Below are 17084 nucleotides of genomic sequence, written 5' to 3'. Positions count from 1 at the left end.
GTGCACCGGCTCCGGATGGTCACCCTCTTCCCCTCCTCGCGCCGAGGATGAGGCGGGTGTCGCTACGGCTGACCCGACCTACTCCGTACCGTAGGCCGCCCACCGTCCGAGGGTGAACCCGCCGCCCTCTTGCCGGACTTCCACGGCGCCCGCCCCGCCGAAATGTGCAGGGACGACCAACTCCCTTTCGGTGGCCGCTCGTTCGAGAACTCGATGGCGGCTGGCCGCTGCTTGATCCGCATCCAGACAGAAGCAGCTGTTGCAGGAGGGTGCAAGGATCTGCACCGGGCTGTGCAGAAGATCGCCGACAAAGACCGCCCGGTCGCCGCCGGACGCGAGCCGCAGTACGGATGAGCCGGGCGTGTGACCGGGCGCGGGCTCCAGAGTGAGGTGTTCATCGATGCGGTGGGTGCCGTCCCACAGGACAGCCTGCCCGGCCCGATGGACGGGCGCGATGCTGTCCTCGTAGATCAGCCGGTCGTCCTCCCTGAGGCCGTTCCCGTACGCGTTGCCCGGGCCGAAGTGGAAGTCGTCCGCGGCCGGGATGAGGTACTGGGCGTTGGGGAACGCCGGCTCCCACCCTCCGTCCACACCGACGGTGTTCCCACCGACGTGATCACCGTGGACGTGGGTGTTGACGACGACGTCGACGTCCTGCGGCCGGACGCCGACCTGCGCCAGCCCACCCAGGAAATCAGCCTGCCAGTGGTGGAACTGCGGCGAGCCGGGCCGCTCGCGCCCGTTGCCGACGCCGGTGTCGACCAGGACGGTCCGTCCGCCGCTGCGCAGCACCCAGGTCTGCAGCGCCACCACCGCCCTGTCGCTGTCCGACTCCCAGTGATCAGGTGTCAGCCAGTCCTCGTTGCCTTTCCACACCTCGGCGCCGGACTCCGGAACCAGGCCCCGTGCGGGCGCGAACGCCCCCTGCCACTCGACGACTCGGATGACCTCGACATCGCCGAGCACGATGCTCTGCCTGCTCTCGCTCTTCATGACCTCGACTCTAGGTACGACAGATGAGCTTTCCAATGCCTGTTCTGCTCATTCAGATACGCATCTGTCTCACCATTGACACTACGGGTAATCTGGTCCGATGGATGTGGTGAGCGACGCGGTCTCGGCGGTACGCATCGGGCGTCCTTCCTCGAACCGGGTGCGGGTGAGCGGGAGCTGGTGCACGCGGCTCGCCCCGTACGACGGTGCGGGCTTCCATGTGGTGCTGGAGGGCAGCTGCTGGCTGCTGCCCGATGGTGGCTCTCCGGTCTCCCTCGGCGCGGGTGACGTGGTGCTGCTGCCGCATGGCACGGGGCATGTGATCGCCGACGCCCCAGCCGACGCGAGGACCGTGGAACAGTCGGTACCGTTCGAGCGATGGCTCGACGGGCGGGGGCCGAGCCGGCCCCGAGCCACCTCCGGCGAGGTACAGATGCTGTGCGGGAAGTACCGTCTCGACCGCAGTCGCCTACACCCGCTCATGGCGGAACTGCCGACAGTCGTCCACCTGCCGAACCGCGTGGGCACCCACCCCGAACTGCGCGCCGCCGTTGACCTGCTGGGCCACGAGTTGAGCACATCGGGGCCCGGCGCCTGCCTCGCGGTGCCCAGCCTGCTCGACCTCCTCCTCGTCTACATGATCCGCTCCTGGGCGGCCCAGGGCACGAGCGGCAGCTGGCCGGGCGTACTGGGCGACCCAGTGGCCGCCGCAGCCCTGCGGGCGCTGCACTCGGACCCGGCCGCCCTCTGGACCAACGACCGGCTGGCCGCCGAGGCAGGCGTGTCCCGCGCCACTCTGGCCCGCCGATTCACCACCCTCGTCGGCCGCCCGCCGATGGCGTACCTCACCTGGTGGCGCCTGACGCTGGCCGCCACTTTGCTCCGCGACACCCTGGACCCGCTGGCCACCATCGCTCGCCGCGTCGGCTACGGCACTCCGTACGCCCTCTCACATGCCTTCAGTCGGGAATTCGGTACTACCCCGGGGCAGTTCCGGGCAGAGACAGCGGGGCGATCGGCATCCACGTGAGAGTCCTTGATGAACCATCAGCCTTGGTGTCGCAGAAAGCCACGTCAGATTGCGCGCTGGTTCGGTGATCGGCCGGTGGGCCGACTGGCACTTGCAGTGGCAGGACCAGTGTTCCGAGGGCACCGATAGCGCATGATGGACCGACACCTGCAGTGCTCACTCCAGGCGGAATCCGGTCATGACGGGGTCCGCGGGCAGCAGCGCCCCCGCGTCGGTGATCCCGTACGAGTCCACGACCGGGGCCACCGTGGTGTCACCCTCCGGGATCACCTCGGCGCCTTCGAGCCCGGTGTCGTCCGGCTTCCTGCCGTCGATGGTGGCGACGGCCGGGCCGGCTCGCGGCAGGGAGCCGAAGAGGAGGTCCGCGCTCACGGTCGGCGGTGGGTGACGCCGGTCCCCCTCCATCCAGGCGCCGCCGTGAATCCACACCACCACGGCGGCGGGTTCGGCCGCCGGGGGCACGAACAGGTCCAACAGCCGCGCCCGGTAACCGGAGTTGGTGGCGTAGCTCAGCCCGTCGTACCGGCGGACGTCGTCGGCCCCGGTGACGGGCGCGGTCGGCGGCAGTTGGACCGGTGGTACGGCGAGCTCGGGCGGCGGCCAGGTGATGTGACCGGGTCCGGATGCCAACGCTGCTCCAGGTGTCGTCGGGTTCATTCCTTGGTCGCGCCGGCGAGCATCCCGGAGACCAGCGTGCGCTGCGAGAAGAGGAAGAGCACCAGGACGGGCAGGATCGCGACCACGATCGCCAGGGCCAGTTCCGGGATGGTGATGTTCAGGCCCGCACCGGCCACCGGGTTGAACGACGGGGTGGAGGTGAGCAGTTGGTTCAGGCCGACCTGGATCGGGAACTGCTCGCTCTTCGGCAGCACGAGGTAGGGCAGGAAGAAGTTGTTCCAGTTGCCCACGAAGCTGAAGAACGCGACCAGACCGACCACCGGCTTGGCCAGCGGCAGCGCGATGCGGGTGAAGAGCTGCCATTCGTTGCAGCCGTCGATCCGCGCGGCCGACAGCAGGTCCTTGGGCAGGCTGCTGCCGAAGTAGATGTAGACCAGGTACACGCCGAACGGATAGAAGGAGAAGGGCAGGATCACCGACCAGACGGTGCCGATCAGATGGAACTTGTTGAGCTCCAGGAAGACCGGCAGCACCAGGGTGGCCTGCGGCATGATCATCGTGACCAGGGTGACGGTCAGCAGTGTCTTGCGTCCCCGGAACTTCGTCAGGGCCAGCGCGTAACCGGCCGGGATGCTGACGGCCAGCGTCAGGATCAGCGAACCCCCGGAGTAGATCGCCGAGTTGCGCAGCCAGGTGAGCATCGCGCCGTCCTGGAAGGAGAACAGGTGCTGCCAGGCGGCGCCGATCTGCTGGAACGACCCGAAGGAGAGCGGGTTGTCCTGCACCACCTGGCCCGCGGTCTTGGACGGCGCGAGCAGCAGCCAGATCACCGGCAGCACGAAGAACACCAGCAGCAGGGCCAGCAGGACGCCCACGATCAGGAAGGACACGACCCGGGAGGGCTGAAGGCGTCGCCCCGCCGCTGTCGGCGAGGTGAGAGTGGGTTGCGTCATTTCTCATCCAACTTGAACAGGTTCGAGCGGGCGACCAGCAGTCCGGCGGCCAGGAGTCCCAGCGCCAGCAGGAAGACGGAGATGGCGGCGGCGCCGTTGAAGTCGCCCTGCTGGAAGGCGTAGACGTAGGCCAGCTGGTTGGGCGACCAGGTGGGGCTCACCCGGCCGAGGCTGGCGGTCTGGAGCAGCTGGGGCTCGACGAACAGCTGGGTGCCGGTCGCGAACGCCATGATGGTCATGTAGACGATCCACTGCCGGATCATCGGGATCTGAATGTGCCAGGCGGTGCGCCAGGGCCCCGCGCCGTCCATCCGGGCGGCTTCCAGCACCTCGTCGGGGATGTTGTTGAGCGCCCCGTACATCACGACCATCCAGCCGCCGGCGCCGGTCCAGAAGGCGATCAGCATGAGGATCAGCGGCAGGTTGCCGGGCGTGAGCACGGCCGCGAAGGTGTGCATGCCCATGCTGTTGAGCAGCCAGGACACCGGGCTGACGTCCGGGTCGAGCATGAACAGCCAGACCAGGACGCTGGCGACCCCGGCGAGGGCGCCGGGGATGTAGTAGAGGAAGCGGAAGAGCGCCGACGTACCCGGCCGCACCCGGCTGCGCAGCACCACCGCGACCAGCACGACCAGCACGACGAGAACCACCAGCCACATCACCAGGTAGATCAGCATGTGCGTGAAGGCCGGCACGAAGCGGTAGTCCTGGGCGACCTTGACGAACTGGTTGAGCCCGGTGAACTGGCCCTGGTCGTTGGTGAGCGCCAGGTAGAACGAGTAGCCGGTCGGGAAGACCCCGAAGGCGAGCAGCAGGATCGCGTAGCCGGCGACGAAGAAGTAGCCCGTGAGGCCGGGGCCCCTCCGCCGCGGCTTGGCGCCGCGGCGGAGGGGGGAGACGGCTACACGCTCGGTCTCCAGCAAGGTCATTGGTTGGTCACCTTGTATCCCTGGGCCTTCGCCTCGTTACTGATCTCCGTCTGCCAGGCCTCCAGGGTCGAGGTCAGGCTCTTGCCGGCGGTCAGGGCCGGCAGGACGACGCTGGACCAGGCGGTGGCGTCCGAGAACTTGGTGTTCGACCAGCCGGTCCACACGTCGTTCGCGGCCTCCTTGAAGGGCACGCTCACGTCGTTGGCGAAGTACTCGCTGTTGGTCGGGTTGGCCAGCCAGGCGTCGGCGGCCTTGGTGTAGGCCGGATAGGTGGGCGCGGACGCCTGGTTCTCGTCGGAGGTGGTCAGCCAGGTGACCAGGTCCGTGGACGCCTTGAGGTTGGCGCTGTGCGAGGACACCATCCACACGCCGCCGCCGACGTTGCCGGTCGCGGTCGTGGTCTCGCCGTCCCACTTCAGCGGGGGCGCCGCGGCGATCTGCTTGGCCGGGGTCTCGAAGGCGGTCTTGAACAGGTACTGGCCGTACCAGGACGGGCCGTACGCCATCAGGACCTTGCTGCCGCTGTCCTTGGCGAAGCCCTGGCTGAAGAAGCCCTTGGTGGTGACGGCCTTGGCGTCGATCAGGCCGTCGAGCAGGCTCGCCATCTTGGTGCAGTTCGGGTCCTGGAGGTCGGTGCGCAGGGTGTCCGGCTTCGTCAGCTCGAACGCCGGGCACTGGCCGGACCAGAAGTACGACTCATGGGAGTTGGTGTCGCCGACCGAGCCGACGAGGTAGCCGGGGTGATCCTTGGCGACCTGCTTGCCGAGGGCCTCGTACTGCTCCCAGGTGGTGGGGACATCGTAACCCCACTTGTCCATGAGGTCCTTGTTGTACCAGAGGACGACCTGTGCGATGTCGTTGCGCAGGCAGTAGGTGTGGTCGTTGAACTGGCAGGGGCTGAGCGAGCCCTTGGCGAAGCCGTCCAGCGTGCTCTGCGGGACGAGGTCGCTGTCCAGGGGCGCGGCGAACGGCTGTGCGTCGGCGGTCGTGGGCTCGGACGCCCAGGTCACGTCGGTGGGTGAGCCGAACACCACGTCCGGCCAGCCGCTGCCGGTCCGGTCGAAGAGCTGCACCTTCGACTGGAGATACGTGGAGCCGTCGGCGCCGCCGTCGTACGTGACGATGTCCATCTTCACGTCCGGGTGCGCCTTCTGGTACGCCTCCACCGACGGCAGTCGGGTCGAGTCGGCCCACACCGTGATCTGCGAACCCTCCTTCTGCGTGGCCGGCTTGAACGCCGCGGCCGACGAAGGGGTGGACCCGGTGGACGTGTCGGCGCTCGCGCAGCCGGTCAGGACGGCCGCGGTGGCCAGGGAGAGCACGGCGGCGGCGGTGCGCAGCACGGTGCGGCGACGGCCGGCTGTGGAACCGACTACCGAAGCGGCGGCTGTCGAAGAGCCGACTCTCGGAGATCCGGAAGACCTCATTGTCTTGCCTTTCTGGTTTCTTGCATGGGACAGGTAACGCGCCTCATGGGGGGCGCCGGGTGCGGTGGCGGCCTTGCGGACCGCCACCTCCCGGTCAGCGCGGCTGCTCGACGAAGGGCAGCAGTTCGCTGCCGTAGCCGAAGTCGAGCGGAAGGGCTATGCCGGGCCCCGTGGGGGCGTGCACCAGGCCCTGATCGTCCACATGGCGCTCGCGGACGACGGTCGTCGCGGTCACCAGGGACTCGTAGTAGGTGGTGTTGGAGATGGCCATGCACAGGTGGTGGTTCGGGATGTCCGAACCGTGCACCTCGGCCCGCAGCCGGTAGGCGTCGGCGAGGTGTGCGGTGCGCATGGCACCGGTGATACCTCCCCGGAGGGTGGTACCGGCCCGTACGCCGAAGGTGGCGGCACCGGCCTTGATGAAGTCCGCGGAGTTCATATGGGCTCCGTCGGAGGTCTCGGCCACCAGCAGCGGTACGTCCACGGCCGCCGCCAGTGCCTGGTACGCGGAGATGCTGAACTCGCGCATCGGCTCCTCGTACCAGAGGTAGTCGGCTTCCGAGAGCGCCCGCCCCAGGCGGATCGCGTCGGGCAGGTCGAATCCGGCCGACCCGTCGTACATGAGGGGGATCGAGGGACCGACGTGGTCGCGCAGGGCCAGGCACAGCTCGGCGTCACGGCGGGCGTCGCCCCAGGCGTGCAGTTTGATGCCGACGTAACCCAGTTCCAGGCACTGGTCCGCCACGTCGAGGAACTCCGCGATGCTGGAGAACGTCGAGGTGGAGGCGTACGCCGGGATCGACTCCCGGAAACCGCCGAGCAGTTGCCAGACCGGCTGGCCGTAGTACCGGCCGGCGAGGTCCCACAGAGCGGTGTCGATGAGGCCCAGGGTGGGGAGCGGGAGTTCGTGGATACGGTCCAGCTCCCACACCCGGTGCCACAGCCACTCCCGCTGGAACGGGTCGGCTCCGACCAGTTCGTCACGGAAGACGATGTCGACCAGGTTCCGCAGGGTGTCGAAGGCGCCTGGCCGCTGGAACACGGCCACTCCCTCGGCTCCCTCGTCGGTGCCGATGTGCAGGACCGCGCCGTCGCCCACCGGAGCGCTTCCGCTCAGTCCGTCCCGCCACTTGAAGGGAGGGCTGGCCGCCGGAACGTCGATCCGGTGTACTTCGACATGGGTGATCTTCATCGTGGCTTTCGTTTTCTGTGGGAACGTGCGGTCCCGGGGAGGGGGGCTCGTACGGTCAGAACTCGCCGTACGCCTGGATCTCGTAGAGGGAGCCGCCGTTGCCGCTGGATCCGGTGACGGTCAGCCGCAGGTAGCGGGCGGTGACGGGCTGGTCGGGGAGCGAGTAGTTGGTCGCCGAGACGGTGTTCTCGGTGGTGTGGTCGTCGAGCGTCGACCAGGTGGTGCCGTCGGTCGAGTACTCCAGGCGGTACTTGTAGCCACTGCGCAACTCGAAGGTGGTCACCACGCCGGAGACGCTGGTGTCCTTGCCCAGGTCCACCTGGATCCAGGACGGGTCGGGCAGGCCGAGACCCTGCGCCCAGCGGGTGGTCAGGTCACCGTCCACCGCCTTCGCGGGGAAGTTCTGCTCCGAGTCCGACGAAGCGGTGACCGCCTTGTTCAGCGCCAGGTCGTTCTCGGCCGGAGTGGTGAAGACGGCCGCCTGGCTCGGCTCCGAGGTGTTGAGTACGGCGTCACGGGCCGCGACGGTGAAGGAGTACTCCTTCTCCGGGGTCAGGCCGGAGACCCGCAGGCCGGTGTCACCGGTGACGGCGATCCGCTGGCCGTCCTGGTAGACGACGTAGCTGGTCACGCCGGTGTCATCGGTCGCGGCCGGCCAGTTGAGGTCCACCACGGTGGGCAGCACCGGTGTGACGTCGGGCTGTCCGGGGGCCGCGGGGGCCGTGTGGTCGGAGCTGGTGGCGGGCGTGCCGTAGACCTGGAAGTCGTAGACGCTGCCGCCGTTGCCGCTGGTCCCGGTGATGGTCAGCCGCACGAAGCGGCCGGTGACCGGCTCGTCGGTGTGGGAGTAGTTGGTCGACGCCGTGGTGTTCGCGGAGGTGTGGTCCTCCAGCGTCTTCCAGTTGACCTCGTCCGAGGAGACCTCGACGCGGTACTTGTAGCCGCTGGCCTTCTCGAAGGTGGTGATCGCGCCGTTCACGTCGTACTGGGCGCCGAGGTCCACCTGGATCCAGGACGGGTCGGGCAGGCCGAGACCCTGGGCCCAGCGGGTGGACAGGTCGCCGTCCACGGCCTTCTCGGGGAAGTTCTGCTCCGAGTCCGACGAGGCGGTGACCGGCTGCTTCAGCGCCAGGTCGCTGCCGGAAGGCATGGTGACCTTCAGTTCCGTGCTTTTCGCGGACTCGTTGCCGGCCGCGTCACGGGCGGTGATCTTGAAGCTGTAGGCCTGTCCTGCGGTCAGGCCGGAGAGCCGCACCGAGGTCTTGCCGGTGGCGCTGACGAGCTTGCCGTCGCGGTAGACCGAGTAGCCGGTGACGCCCGTGTTGTCGGTGGACGCCGTCCAGCTGAGGTCCGCCACCGTCGGGAAGTCGGTGGTCGCGGCCGGGGCGCCGGGAGCGGTGGGCGCCTTGGTGTCGGTGACGGCCGGGCCCGGGTCGAGGTGCTCGTAGGCCGGCTGGAGACCGGCGTTGCTCACGATCGAGGCCGGGAGCTGGGCGCAGGAGTCGACGGTGACATTGCCGCTGATGTTGCTGTTCGTGCTGTTGAACTGCGTGGTGAAGGCCGGCTGGGTGGTGAAGTTGCCGTTGGCGTTGATGTCCATGCCGTGGTTCAACAGGAGCCACTGGTACGCCACGTCGCAGAAGGCGTTGCCCGTGTTCTGCCAGTAGCGGCTGCCCTCGTCGTGGTAGACGGCACCGTAGGCGTGCGTCGGGACGCCGTGGATGTAGTTGCCGGACACCGTGCCGCCGGGGTTCGAGCTGAGGGTGTAGATGGCACCGCCGTCGGCCTGCGACTTCATGATGTCGTAGATCTCGTTGTCGGTGACGATGTTGTCCCGGCTGGTCGTCGGGGTGTCCCAGACCGGTACGCCCAGGTTGTCGTCCGGGTAGTTGGTGTCGCCGCCCGCGTCGGTCAGACCCCAGCCCCAGCCCACGGAGATACCGCTGTAGGGCAGGTCGTAGACCTTGTTGTGGGTGATCACCGTGTGGTCGGTGTAGCCGGCCAGGATGCCGAGGGAGCCGTTGTACTGGTCGGCGACCTTGGTGACGACGTTGTTGTCCACCAGGGTGTCCTTGGTGATGTCCCGGGTGTCGTCGGGGTGGGCGTCGATCACCTCGACTCCGCCGATCTGGATGCCGGTGGCGGCGATCTGGCGGAAGACGTTGCCGGTGATGTCGGTGCCCTGGGTGCCGGTGTTCAGGTTCAGGCCGACCGCGCCGAGGTGGGTGAAGGTGTTGCCCTCGAAGCTGACGTCGTGGCCGTAGCTCACGTTGACGGCGCCGGGCGTCTTCTGCCACTCCAGGCGGGTGGAGTTGAAGTCGGGGTTGTCGTCACCGACCATCCGGAAGCCCGCCTGGCCCTCGATCAGGCCGTCGGAGGAACTCGGGGCGAGCCAGGTGGAGTAGGAGAAGGTGATGCCCTCGAAGGACACGTTCTCGACGGGCTTGGCCCTGGTGCCGTTCAGGTCGACCAGGTCCTGTACGACCGGGACCGTGACGGTCGCCTTGGACAGGTTCTGGCCGTCCTTGGGCATGTAGTAGATCTCGTCCGTGCTCTGGTCGAGGTACCACTCACCCGGAGTGTCGAGCAGCTCGCGGGCGTTCTCCAGCCAGGTGGGGTTCTGGATCTCCTGGCCCTGCTGCAGGTTGGCGTTGTGCCAGCAGGGCTGTTCCATCGTCATCGTGTTGCCGGAGATCGACTCCACACCGCAGCGCTGCAGTTTCCAGCCCCAACTGTTGACGACCTCGAGGTCCTTGGGCTGCTTGTAGGCGCTGATGGCGCTGTCGGTGAACGTGTAGCCGGTGGACGTCTTGCTGAAGCCCGAGGGGTCCTTCGTGCTGCGCGCCCGGGTCTCCAGCTCCCCGTTCACATACAGCTGGCGGGTGTCGAGGTCGCCCACCTTGGCCTTGTAGACCTTGCCGGTCGAGTCGGCCGGGGTCCAGCCGCTGATCTGCTTGCCTCCGCTGATCACGGGCGTGGCACCGGGGGCGGCCTCGTAGATCACCCGGGAGCCGTCCTTGCCCGAGTCCTGGGCGGTGAGGCTGAAGGTGCGGCTCAGCTGGTAGGTGCCGGACTTCAGCAGCACATGGACATCGCCGCTGACCTTCTTCTTGGCCTCACGAACATAGTCCCGAGCGAATTCCAGCGTCTTGAACGGGTGCGCGGAGGTGCCGGTTCCGGTGTCCTTACCGGTCGGCGAGACATAGACGTTCAGGCCCTTCGAAGGGGCTGCCTGGGCCGACGCGGCGGCCAGCGGCGCCGTGATCGTGGCCAGGGACACGGCGGCTACCAGCACTCTTCGGAGCGGCACAAATATTCTTGCGCGGGCAGCCGGTGAAGGCTGCCCCGACTGTGCAGACGGTGCAGACACGGAAATCCAATCGCCTGAATGAGATGACATCTGGGGAGACCCGGTCGTCCTCCGGGTCCCTCCGGCGTTGGCGGCTCGCGAGAGCGGGTCGCCCCGTTCACGAACCGTGACGGCGTGATGCGGCCTTACGACGCGGACGCGTCCGGCGACCGCGGTGCGTCCGCGGTACCGGTGCTCCTCGACGGCTGCACCGGCGTACCGGAGGTGCCTCGGCTGTCCAGGTTGAACAGCCGGTCGCGGATCTTTCTTTCGAACTGGCTCTGCGTGGTGGCGATGTGCGCCACCATCAGCTCCGCCGCGAGATCGGCCTCCCCCGCGGCGACCGCCTCAGCTATGGCGAGGTGCTGTCCTGCCGCCACTTCCAGCGACCCTGGGGCGTCGCCGTGGAACAGCAGGACGTCGGACTGTGAGGCAAGGCGCCGTACGCCGGCGACGCTCGACCTCAGGAACACGTTGTGCGCGGCGGCGCCCACCGCGTCATGGAAGGCGGTGTCGGCCTCGGCGAAGGCGTAACCGTCGGCGGCCTTGCCCGCCACCATCGACTTCTCGGCGCACTCCCGGATGGTCCTGACCTCGATCGGCGTGGCGAGGGAGGCTGCGCGGCGCGCCGTCTCCGACTCGATCACCGTCCGGTAGTCCAGGAGCATCAGGACGTCTTCCATGCTCGTCGGCCGGAAGTGCGAGAGCTGGTCGTCCACCAGCCCGCCGGTCGAGTCGGCGACGAAGATTCCCGCGCCACGGCGGACGCTGAGCCGGCCGATGGCGGCCAGCACCTTCACCGCCTCGCGGGTGACGTTTCGGGTGGCGCCCAGGATCTGCGCCAGGCCCTGTTCGGTGGGCAGCCGGTCCCCGGAGCGCAGGTTCTGCTCGGCGATGTAGTTCAGCAGCTGCTCGGCGACCAGTTCGTAACCGGGCCGGTAGCGGCCTGACGAATCGTCATTCCCGCCACCAGGCAACTGCGTTGGAACTCCCACTGCCTTGTCCCCCTCCAGCACGGTCGGATTAATCAGGTTCATCGGTGGGGGCAACTATGACATCGGTGTTACGCGTTGAGAAGAGCGAGGAAGAAGTTCGTTCAATCGTCCTAAACAAAGCGGACGTAACGTCCTAATTGCCGCATCTCTTTGGAACTATTGCGTAACAAGGGATCAGATCCTTATGGTCCTGGATGCCAGATGAAGCAGATCCTTCCTTACGGGGTCCTTCTTTACGGGGATCCCTCTTCACGTACAGCACGAGAGGTCACGATGAGACTGGGCGCTTTCGCAGGACTCGGTGCCCTGGTCACCGGCGGTGCCTCCGGCATCGGCCTGGCCACCGCCCGACTGCTCGCCGCCGAGGGCGCGCGGGTGGCCGTACTCGACCTGACCGAGGCGAAGCCCCGCTTCGACGCTCACGTCCGGGCCGACATCGGCGACGACGCGTCGGTCGTGGCCGCCGTCGCGGCGGCCGTCGCGGCCCTCGGCGGTCTTGACGTGCTGGTCAACAACGCCGGGATCGGCGCGCAGGGCGGCATCGAGGACAACACCGACGACGAGTGGCACCGTGTGCTGGACATCAACGTCCTCGGTCTTGTGCGGGTCACCCGGGCCGCGCTGCCCGCCCTGCGCGCGTCCGACCACGCGTCGATCGTCAACATCAGCTCGATCGCGGCGACCGCCGGCCTGCCCCAGCGGGCCCTGTACACGGCGAGCAAGGGCGCGGTGCTCTCACTGACCCGGGCGATGGCCGCCGACCTGCTGCCGGAAGGCATCCGGGTCAACGCCGTCAACCCCGGCACCGCCGACACACCCTGGGTCAACCGGCTGCTGGACCGGGCGGAGGACCCCGAGGCCGAACACGCGGCACTCGCGGCCAGACAGCCGCACGGCCGCCTGGTCAGCGCCGACGAAGTCGCCGCCGCCGTGGCCTACTTGGCCTCCCCGGCAGCCGGCTCCACCACGGGCGCCTCGCTGGCCGTGGACGGCGGAATGGACGGACTGCGGCTCCGGCCGCGGAAGGAGAACTGATCGCCGTGCAGCGCTTCGCCGCCGTGGTCCGCCTGCGGCCCGAGAAGGAGTCCGAGTACCGCGCCCTGCACGCCGCCGCGTGGCCCGGCGTACTCGCGGCCCTCAAGGCGGCCAACATCGGCAACTACTCCATCTTCCTGCGCGACGGCCTGCTGTTCAGCTACCTCGAGTACACGGGAACCGACTACGCCGCCGACACCGCGCCGATCGCCGCCGACCCGGTCACCCGCGAGTGGTGGACGCGGACCGACCCGTGCCAACAGCCGCTGGACAGCGCGGCCGAGGGGCAGTTGTGGGCCCCGGCCGAGGAGATCTTCCACCTCGACTAACGCCTCGACCGATGCCTCGACCGAGTGCACCCTCCGGCCCTCCGACCGTCAGACCATCCGTCCGTCCACCGACCCAAGGAACCGAACGGTGCGCATCGACGCCCATCACCACCTGTGGGACCTCGCGGTACGCGACCAGCCCTGGACCCGGGACCTGCCCACCCTGCGCCGGTCCTTCACCGCCGCGGACCTGCGCCCCGCTCTCGACCGGAACGCCGTCGACGCCACGGTCGTCGTACAGACCATCGCCGTACCGGAGGAGACACCGGAACTCCTCGCCCTGGCAGCGCAGGACCCGCACATCCGGGCGGTCGTCGGCTGGACGAGCCTCACCGACCCGGGTATCGCCGACCGTCTCGCGGAACTGCGCGAGGGGCCCGGCGGCTCCGCGCTCGTCGGCGTCCGGCACGGCATCCAGGACGAGGCCGACCCGGACTGGGCGGCGCGTCCCGAGGTCCGTCGCGGCATCGCGGCGGTCGGCGCCGCGGGCCTGGTGTACGACCTGCTGGTACGCCCGGACCAACTCGCCGCGGCCGTCCGGACCGTACGCGAACTGCCCGACATCCGCTTCGTCCTGGACCACGCCGGCAACCCGGTCGTCGGCACGGACACCCTGGAGCCGTGGACCGCTCTGCTGACCGAGCTGGCCGACTGCCCGAACGTCGCCGTGAAACTGTCGGGCCTGGTCACCCGTACCGGCCCCGCTCCCGCCGACGACCTGCGCCCCTACGCGGACGTCCTGCTCTCCACCATCGGCCCCCACCACCTCATGTACGGCTCGGACTGGCCGGTCTGCCTGCTCGCGGCCGGCTACGACGACGTCCTGTCCGTCGCCGAGACACTCACGGACCAACTGAGCGCCGCCGAGCGGGAGTCGGTCTTCGGCACGACGGCCGCACGCTGGTACGGAATCGAGAGCGCTGCCGCCGGCGAACCCCCGGCCGGGACCACCGTATGACGGGCGCCCGCCGACTCGGTCGTACGCGTGTCCGCGTCAGCCCACTGGGTTTCGGCGCCGCCCCCCTCGGCAACCTCTACACCCCCCTCGACGAGAACCAGGCACTGGCCACGGTCGACGCCGCCTGGGACGCCGGCCTGCGCTACTACGACACCGCCCCGCACTACGGCCTCGGACTCTCCGAACGACGGCTCGGCGCGGCTCTCGCCCGCCGGCCGCGCGCGGAGTTCTCCGTCTCCACCAAGGTCGGCCGCCTCCTGGAACCCCACCCGGCGCCCACCGGTTCCGACCTCGCCGGGGGCTTCGCCGTACCGGACACCCTGATCCGCCGCCCCGACTACTCACGCGACGGCGTACTGCGCAGCCTGGAGAGCAGCCTGACCCGGCTCGGCCTCGACCGGGTGGACATCGTGTACGTCCATGACCCCGACGACCACCTGGACGCCGCGCTCGGCCAAGCGCTGCCCGCCCTGGCCGACCTGCGCGACCAGGGCGTCATCGGCGCGGTCGGCGTCGGCATGAACGCGGTCGCCCCGCTGCTGCGGGTCGTCGCCGAGGCGGACGTGGACGCCGTGATGGTGGCCGGCCGGTGGACGCTGGTCGACCGCACCGCCCGCCCGCTGCTGGACGCGTGTGCGGAGCGCGGGGTCTCGGTGGTCGCCGCGGCGCCGTTCAACTCCGGGCTGCTCAGCCGCCCGAGCCCGCCCGACGACGCCTTCTTCGACTACGGCCCCGCCCCGGAGGCGATGCTGCGCCGCGCCCGGCAGCTTGCCGAGGTCTGCACCCGCCACGGCACGGTCCTCCCGCACGCCGCCGTCCGCTTCCCGCTCCGCGACCCCGTCGTGGCTGGTGTGGTGGCGGGCTTCCGCTCCCCCGCGGAGGTCGCTTCCGCCGCGCGGTGGGCCGCCACGGACCTGACCGAGGCCGCGTGGCGGGACCTGGACGCGGTCACCGGCTGAAGTTCCGCCCTGGTCCTGCTAGTCCTGCCGTCCCGCGGACTTCGCCGACGCCTCGATGACCCGGCGCAGCCCCGTGGTGAGCCGCTCGGCATCGGTGGCCGTCTCGGGGTCGAAGGTCCACTGCGCGATGAGCCCCATCATCAGGGTCGTATAGAACTGCCCGACCGTGTCGACCTCCTCCTCGCTGACGTCCTCCTCCCGGCCGCCCAGGAACAGCGGGACGAACCCCCGTGACCCCTCACGCTGGGCACGCGCCAAGTGGTCGCGGACTTCGGGCAGTTGGTCGCCCATGGCGACGATCTCCATACTCAGCCGCCACATCGAGTGGGGCTCACGCATGGTGCTGATGATGTTCGACCAGACCTCCTGAAACCGTTCGAGGGAGCCCGACGCGGCACCGCTGCTGACGCCCTCGCCGGGGTCGAAGGCGCCGGACAGCCCCTCCACCAGGGAGACATACGCCTCCGCGAGGAGCTTGTCCTTCGATCCGTAGTGGTAGCCGATCGAGGCGAGGTTCGTCCCCGACTCCTTCACGATGTCGCGCGCGGTCGTCCGCACGAACCCCTTCTCCAGCAGGCAGCGCTTGGCGCCTTCGAGCAGATCCTCACGGTGTCCCATGCGGGCCAGCCTACCCCGATCCATACATCCGTCCCATACTTACGTCTTACACACCCGTACTAGACAAGCGTTTAAGACGCTCGTACAGTCCCTGCCATGACGAACCTGAAGTGCACGACCAACGCGCCCCCTTCCTTTGCCGGGCGCCGCGAATGGACCGCCCTCGGCGTGCTGATGCTTCCGCTGCTCCTGGTCTCGATGGACGTCTCGGTCCTCTACTTCGCGATCCCCTCGATCAGCGCGGACCTGGAGCCGAGCGGCACCCAGCAACTGTGGATCTTCGACATTTACGCGTTCGTGCTCGCCGGCCTGCTGATGACGATGGGCTCGCTCGGTGACCGCATCGGCAGCCGCAAACTGCTCCTGTTCGGCGCCGCCGCCTTCGGCACGGCCTCGCTCGTGGCCGCGTACGCGAACAGTGCCGAGACCCTGATCGCGGCCCGCGCGGTCCTCGGTATCGGCGGCGCGACGCTGATGCCGTCCACGATGGCGCTGGTCCGCACGATGTTCACGCACCCCGGCCAGCGGGCGAAGGCGGTCGGCCTGTGGTCCGGCGTCATGACCGGCGGTATCGCGCTCGGCTCGGTGATGAGCGGCGTCCTCGTCGAGTACTTCTGGTGGGGCTCGGTCTTCCTCGTCAACCTGCCCGCGATGGTGCTGCTGCTGGTCCTCGGCCCGATCCTGCTGCCCGAGTCCAGGAACCCGCAGCCGGGCCGCTTCGACCTCCTCAGCGTCCCGCTGTCGATGGCCGCCGTGCTGCCCGTGATCTACGGTCTGAAGGAGCTCACGGCCGAGGGCTGGCACACCGCGTACGTCCTCTCGATCACCGTCGGCCTGTTCTTCGCCTACCTCTTCGTCCAGCGCCAGCGCACCGCGAAGTCCCCGCTGATCTCCCCGGCCCTGTTCCGCGGGCACGGATTCACACCCGCTGTCGTCCTCAACCTCGTCTCGGCGTTCGGGGTGATGGGATCGGCGTACTTCACGACCCAGTACATCCAGTCGGTACTCGACAAGAGCGCGCTGGAAGCCGCGCTCTGGGCCCTGCTCCCCTCCGTCCTCATCGGCGTCGCGGCACCGGTCTCCACCCAACTCGTGCAGAAGGGCGTCAACCGTGCCTACGTCGTCACCGCGGGCTTCGTCGTCGCCGCGTGCGGTTACGGTCTGCTGGCCCTCGCCGGGGCCGACTCGATGTGGCTGGTGCTCGCCGGCGCCGGCGTCCTCGCGTCCGGGATCGTCACCGTGATGTCCCAGATGATGGACCTCGCCCTCGGCACCGTCCCCGTCGGCAACGCGGGCGCCGCCTCCGCCCTCCTGGAGACCGGCACGGAATTCGGCGGCGCGCTGGGCATGGCGGTCCTCGGCTCCATCGGCACGGCGGTCTACCGCAACGAGATCCCCTCCGACGCACCGGCCGCGGCCCACGAGACCCTGGGCGGCGCGCTGGCAGTGGCCCGGCACCTGCCGGGCGACACGGGCCAGACCCTGGCGACCGCCGCCCGGGACGCGTTCACCAGCGGCATGCAGGCGGCGGCGATCACGGGAGCGGTCCTGCTGCTGGGGGCGGCGGGGCTGGCCGCGGCGACGTTGCGGGGGGTGCGGGCACGGGCGGCCGAGGAGGCGCTGGTCTGAGGTCGTGGTGGTTTTTTCGCCCCCTCCGCCCCTACCCGTCCCTTGCTCCTGGGGGCTGCCGCCCCCAGAC

15 protein-coding genes are annotated in these 17084 nt (G+C 69.0%); 6 read left to right on the top strand and 9 right to left on the bottom strand.

Annotated elements, in window-relative coordinates:
- Positions 1-78: 78 nt before the first annotated feature.
- Positions 79-993: an MBL fold metallo-hydrolase gene (locus ACFWP7_RS33495; RefSeq protein WP_384389306.1), complete on the bottom strand. Its 915-nt coding sequence runs from the start codon at positions 991-993 to the stop codon at positions 79-81.
- 100 nt (positions 994-1093) lie between these two features.
- On the opposite strand from ACFWP7_RS33495, the gene ACFWP7_RS33490 reads away from it, so the two are divergent.
- Positions 1094-2023 carry an AraC family transcriptional regulator gene (locus tag ACFWP7_RS33490; protein ID WP_384389302.1) on the top strand — a complete coding sequence of 310 codons (930 nt, stop codon included), beginning with the start codon at positions 1094-1096 and terminating at the stop codon, positions 2021-2023.
- 156 nt (positions 2024-2179) lie between these two features.
- Here ACFWP7_RS33490 and ACFWP7_RS33485 read toward each other — a convergent pair whose 3' ends face one another.
- From ACFWP7_RS33485 to ACFWP7_RS33455, 7 genes are all read right to left on the bottom strand, one after another.
- A complete protein-coding gene (locus ACFWP7_RS33485) occupies positions 2180-2653 on the bottom strand; it encodes a hypothetical protein (RefSeq protein WP_384389299.1) in 474 nt (157 codons plus the stop codon).
- A gap of 23 nt (positions 2654-2676) precedes the next feature.
- The gene (locus ACFWP7_RS33480; RefSeq protein WP_384389296.1) at positions 2677-3594 is read right to left on the bottom strand and encodes a carbohydrate ABC transporter permease; all 918 of its coding nucleotides are present in this window, start codon (positions 3592-3594) and stop codon (positions 2677-2679) included.
- Positions 3591-4523 (bottom strand): carbohydrate ABC transporter permease, encoded by a 933-nt coding sequence (locus ACFWP7_RS33475; protein ID WP_384389293.1) that lies wholly within the window; start codon positions 4521-4523, stop codon positions 3591-3593. The genes ACFWP7_RS33480 and ACFWP7_RS33475 overlap by 4 nt, the downstream gene beginning before the upstream one ends.
- Complete coding sequence (locus ACFWP7_RS33470; protein WP_384389289.1) at positions 4520-5950, bottom strand: ABC transporter substrate-binding protein; 1431 nt, start codon at positions 5948-5950, stop codon at positions 4520-4522. The genes ACFWP7_RS33475 and ACFWP7_RS33470 overlap by 4 nt, the downstream gene beginning before the upstream one ends.
- Positions 5951-6044: 94 nt before the next feature.
- A complete protein-coding gene (locus ACFWP7_RS33465; protein ID WP_384389286.1) occupies positions 6045-7142 on the bottom strand; it encodes an enolase C-terminal domain-like protein in 1098 nt (365 codons plus the stop codon).
- A gap of 55 nt (positions 7143-7197) precedes the next feature.
- Positions 7198-10542, bottom strand: coding sequence for a discoidin domain-containing protein (locus ACFWP7_RS33460; protein WP_384389283.1), 3345 nt, complete (start codon positions 10540-10542; stop codon positions 7198-7200).
- Positions 10543-10637: 95 nt separating this feature from the next.
- Complete coding sequence (locus tag ACFWP7_RS33455) at positions 10638-11486, bottom strand: FadR/GntR family transcriptional regulator (RefSeq protein ID WP_384389397.1); 849 nt, start codon at positions 11484-11486, stop codon at positions 10638-10640.
- 273 nt (positions 11487-11759) lie between these two features.
- Between ACFWP7_RS33455 and ACFWP7_RS33450 the strand changes: the two genes are divergently transcribed.
- From ACFWP7_RS33450 to ACFWP7_RS33435, 4 genes are all read left to right on the top strand, one after another.
- Positions 11760-12521: an SDR family NAD(P)-dependent oxidoreductase gene (locus ACFWP7_RS33450; RefSeq protein ID WP_384389280.1), complete on the top strand. Its 762-nt coding sequence runs from the start codon at positions 11760-11762 to the stop codon at positions 12519-12521.
- Complete coding sequence (locus tag ACFWP7_RS33445; protein WP_384389394.1) at positions 12521-12850, top strand: L-rhamnose mutarotase; 330 nt, start codon at positions 12521-12523, stop codon at positions 12848-12850. Before ACFWP7_RS33450 ends, ACFWP7_RS33445 begins: the two co-directional genes overlap by 1 nt.
- An 88-nt stretch (positions 12851-12938) precedes the next feature.
- Positions 12939-13808 (top strand): amidohydrolase family protein, encoded by an 870-nt coding sequence (locus tag ACFWP7_RS33440; RefSeq protein ID WP_384389277.1) that lies wholly within the window; start codon positions 12939-12941, stop codon positions 13806-13808.
- On the top strand, positions 13805-14767 hold the full coding sequence (locus ACFWP7_RS33435) for an aldo/keto reductase (protein WP_384389274.1): 963 nt from the start codon (positions 13805-13807) through the stop codon (positions 14765-14767). The genes ACFWP7_RS33440 and ACFWP7_RS33435 overlap by 4 nt, the downstream gene beginning before the upstream one ends.
- Before the next feature lie 18 nt (positions 14768-14785).
- On the opposite strand, the gene ACFWP7_RS33430 is transcribed toward ACFWP7_RS33435, so the two are convergent.
- Positions 14786-15385, bottom strand: a complete 600-nt coding sequence (locus ACFWP7_RS33430; protein ID WP_384389271.1) for a TetR/AcrR family transcriptional regulator — start codon at positions 15383-15385, stop codon at positions 14786-14788.
- A gap of 96 nt (positions 15386-15481) precedes the next feature.
- Between ACFWP7_RS33430 and ACFWP7_RS33425 the strand changes: the two genes are divergently transcribed.
- Positions 15482-17014, top strand: a complete 1533-nt coding sequence (locus tag ACFWP7_RS33425) for an MFS transporter (protein WP_384389268.1) — start codon at positions 15482-15484, stop codon at positions 17012-17014.
- Positions 17015-17084 lie beyond the last annotated feature (70 nt).

The sequence above is a fragment of the Streptomyces sp. NPDC058470 genome, assembly GCF_042721055.1.
In the GTDB taxonomy this organism is placed as follows: Bacteria; Actinomycetota; Actinomycetes; order Streptomycetales; family Streptomycetaceae; genus Streptomyces.
The sequence above is the reverse complement of the archived record's forward strand: the minus strand, read 5'-3'. Positions and strand labels throughout refer to the sequence as shown.

Bases quoted from the DNA above. Each gene is read 5' to 3' on its own strand.
- ACFWP7_RS33495 (WP_384389306.1), bottom strand. From the start codon at position 993: ATGAAGAGCGAGAGCAGGCAGAGCATCGTGCTCGGCGATGTCGAGGTC.
- ACFWP7_RS33490 (WP_384389302.1), top strand. From the start codon at position 1,094: ATGGATGTGGTGAGCGACGCGGTCTCGGCGGTACGCATCGGGCGTCCT.
- ACFWP7_RS33480 (WP_384389296.1), bottom strand. From the start codon at position 3,594: ATGACGCAACCCACTCTCACCTCGCCGACAGCGGCGGGGCGACGCCTT.
- ACFWP7_RS33475 (WP_384389293.1), bottom strand. From the start codon at position 4,523: ATGACCTTGCTGGAGACCGAGCGTGTAGCCGTCTCCCCCCTCCGCCGC.
- ACFWP7_RS33470 (WP_384389289.1), bottom strand. From the start codon at position 5,950: ATGAGGTCTTCCGGATCTCCGAGAGTCGGCTCTTCGACAGCCGCCGCT.
- ACFWP7_RS33465 (WP_384389286.1), bottom strand. From the start codon at position 7,142: ATGAAGATCACCCATGTCGAAGTACACCGGATCGACGTTCCGGCGGCC.
- ACFWP7_RS33460 (WP_384389283.1), bottom strand. From the start codon at position 10,542: ATGTCATCTCATTCAGGCGATTGGATTTCCGTGTCTGCACCGTCTGCA.
- ACFWP7_RS33450 (WP_384389280.1), top strand. From the start codon at position 11,760: ATGAGACTGGGCGCTTTCGCAGGACTCGGTGCCCTGGTCACCGGCGGT.
- ACFWP7_RS33435 (WP_384389274.1), top strand. From the start codon at position 13,805: ATGACGGGCGCCCGCCGACTCGGTCGTACGCGTGTCCGCGTCAGCCCA.
- ACFWP7_RS33430 (WP_384389271.1), bottom strand. From the start codon at position 15,385: ATGGGACACCGTGAGGATCTGCTCGAAGGCGCCAAGCGCTGCCTGCTG.
- ACFWP7_RS33425 (WP_384389268.1), top strand. From the start codon at position 15,482: ATGACGAACCTGAAGTGCACGACCAACGCGCCCCCTTCCTTTGCCGGG.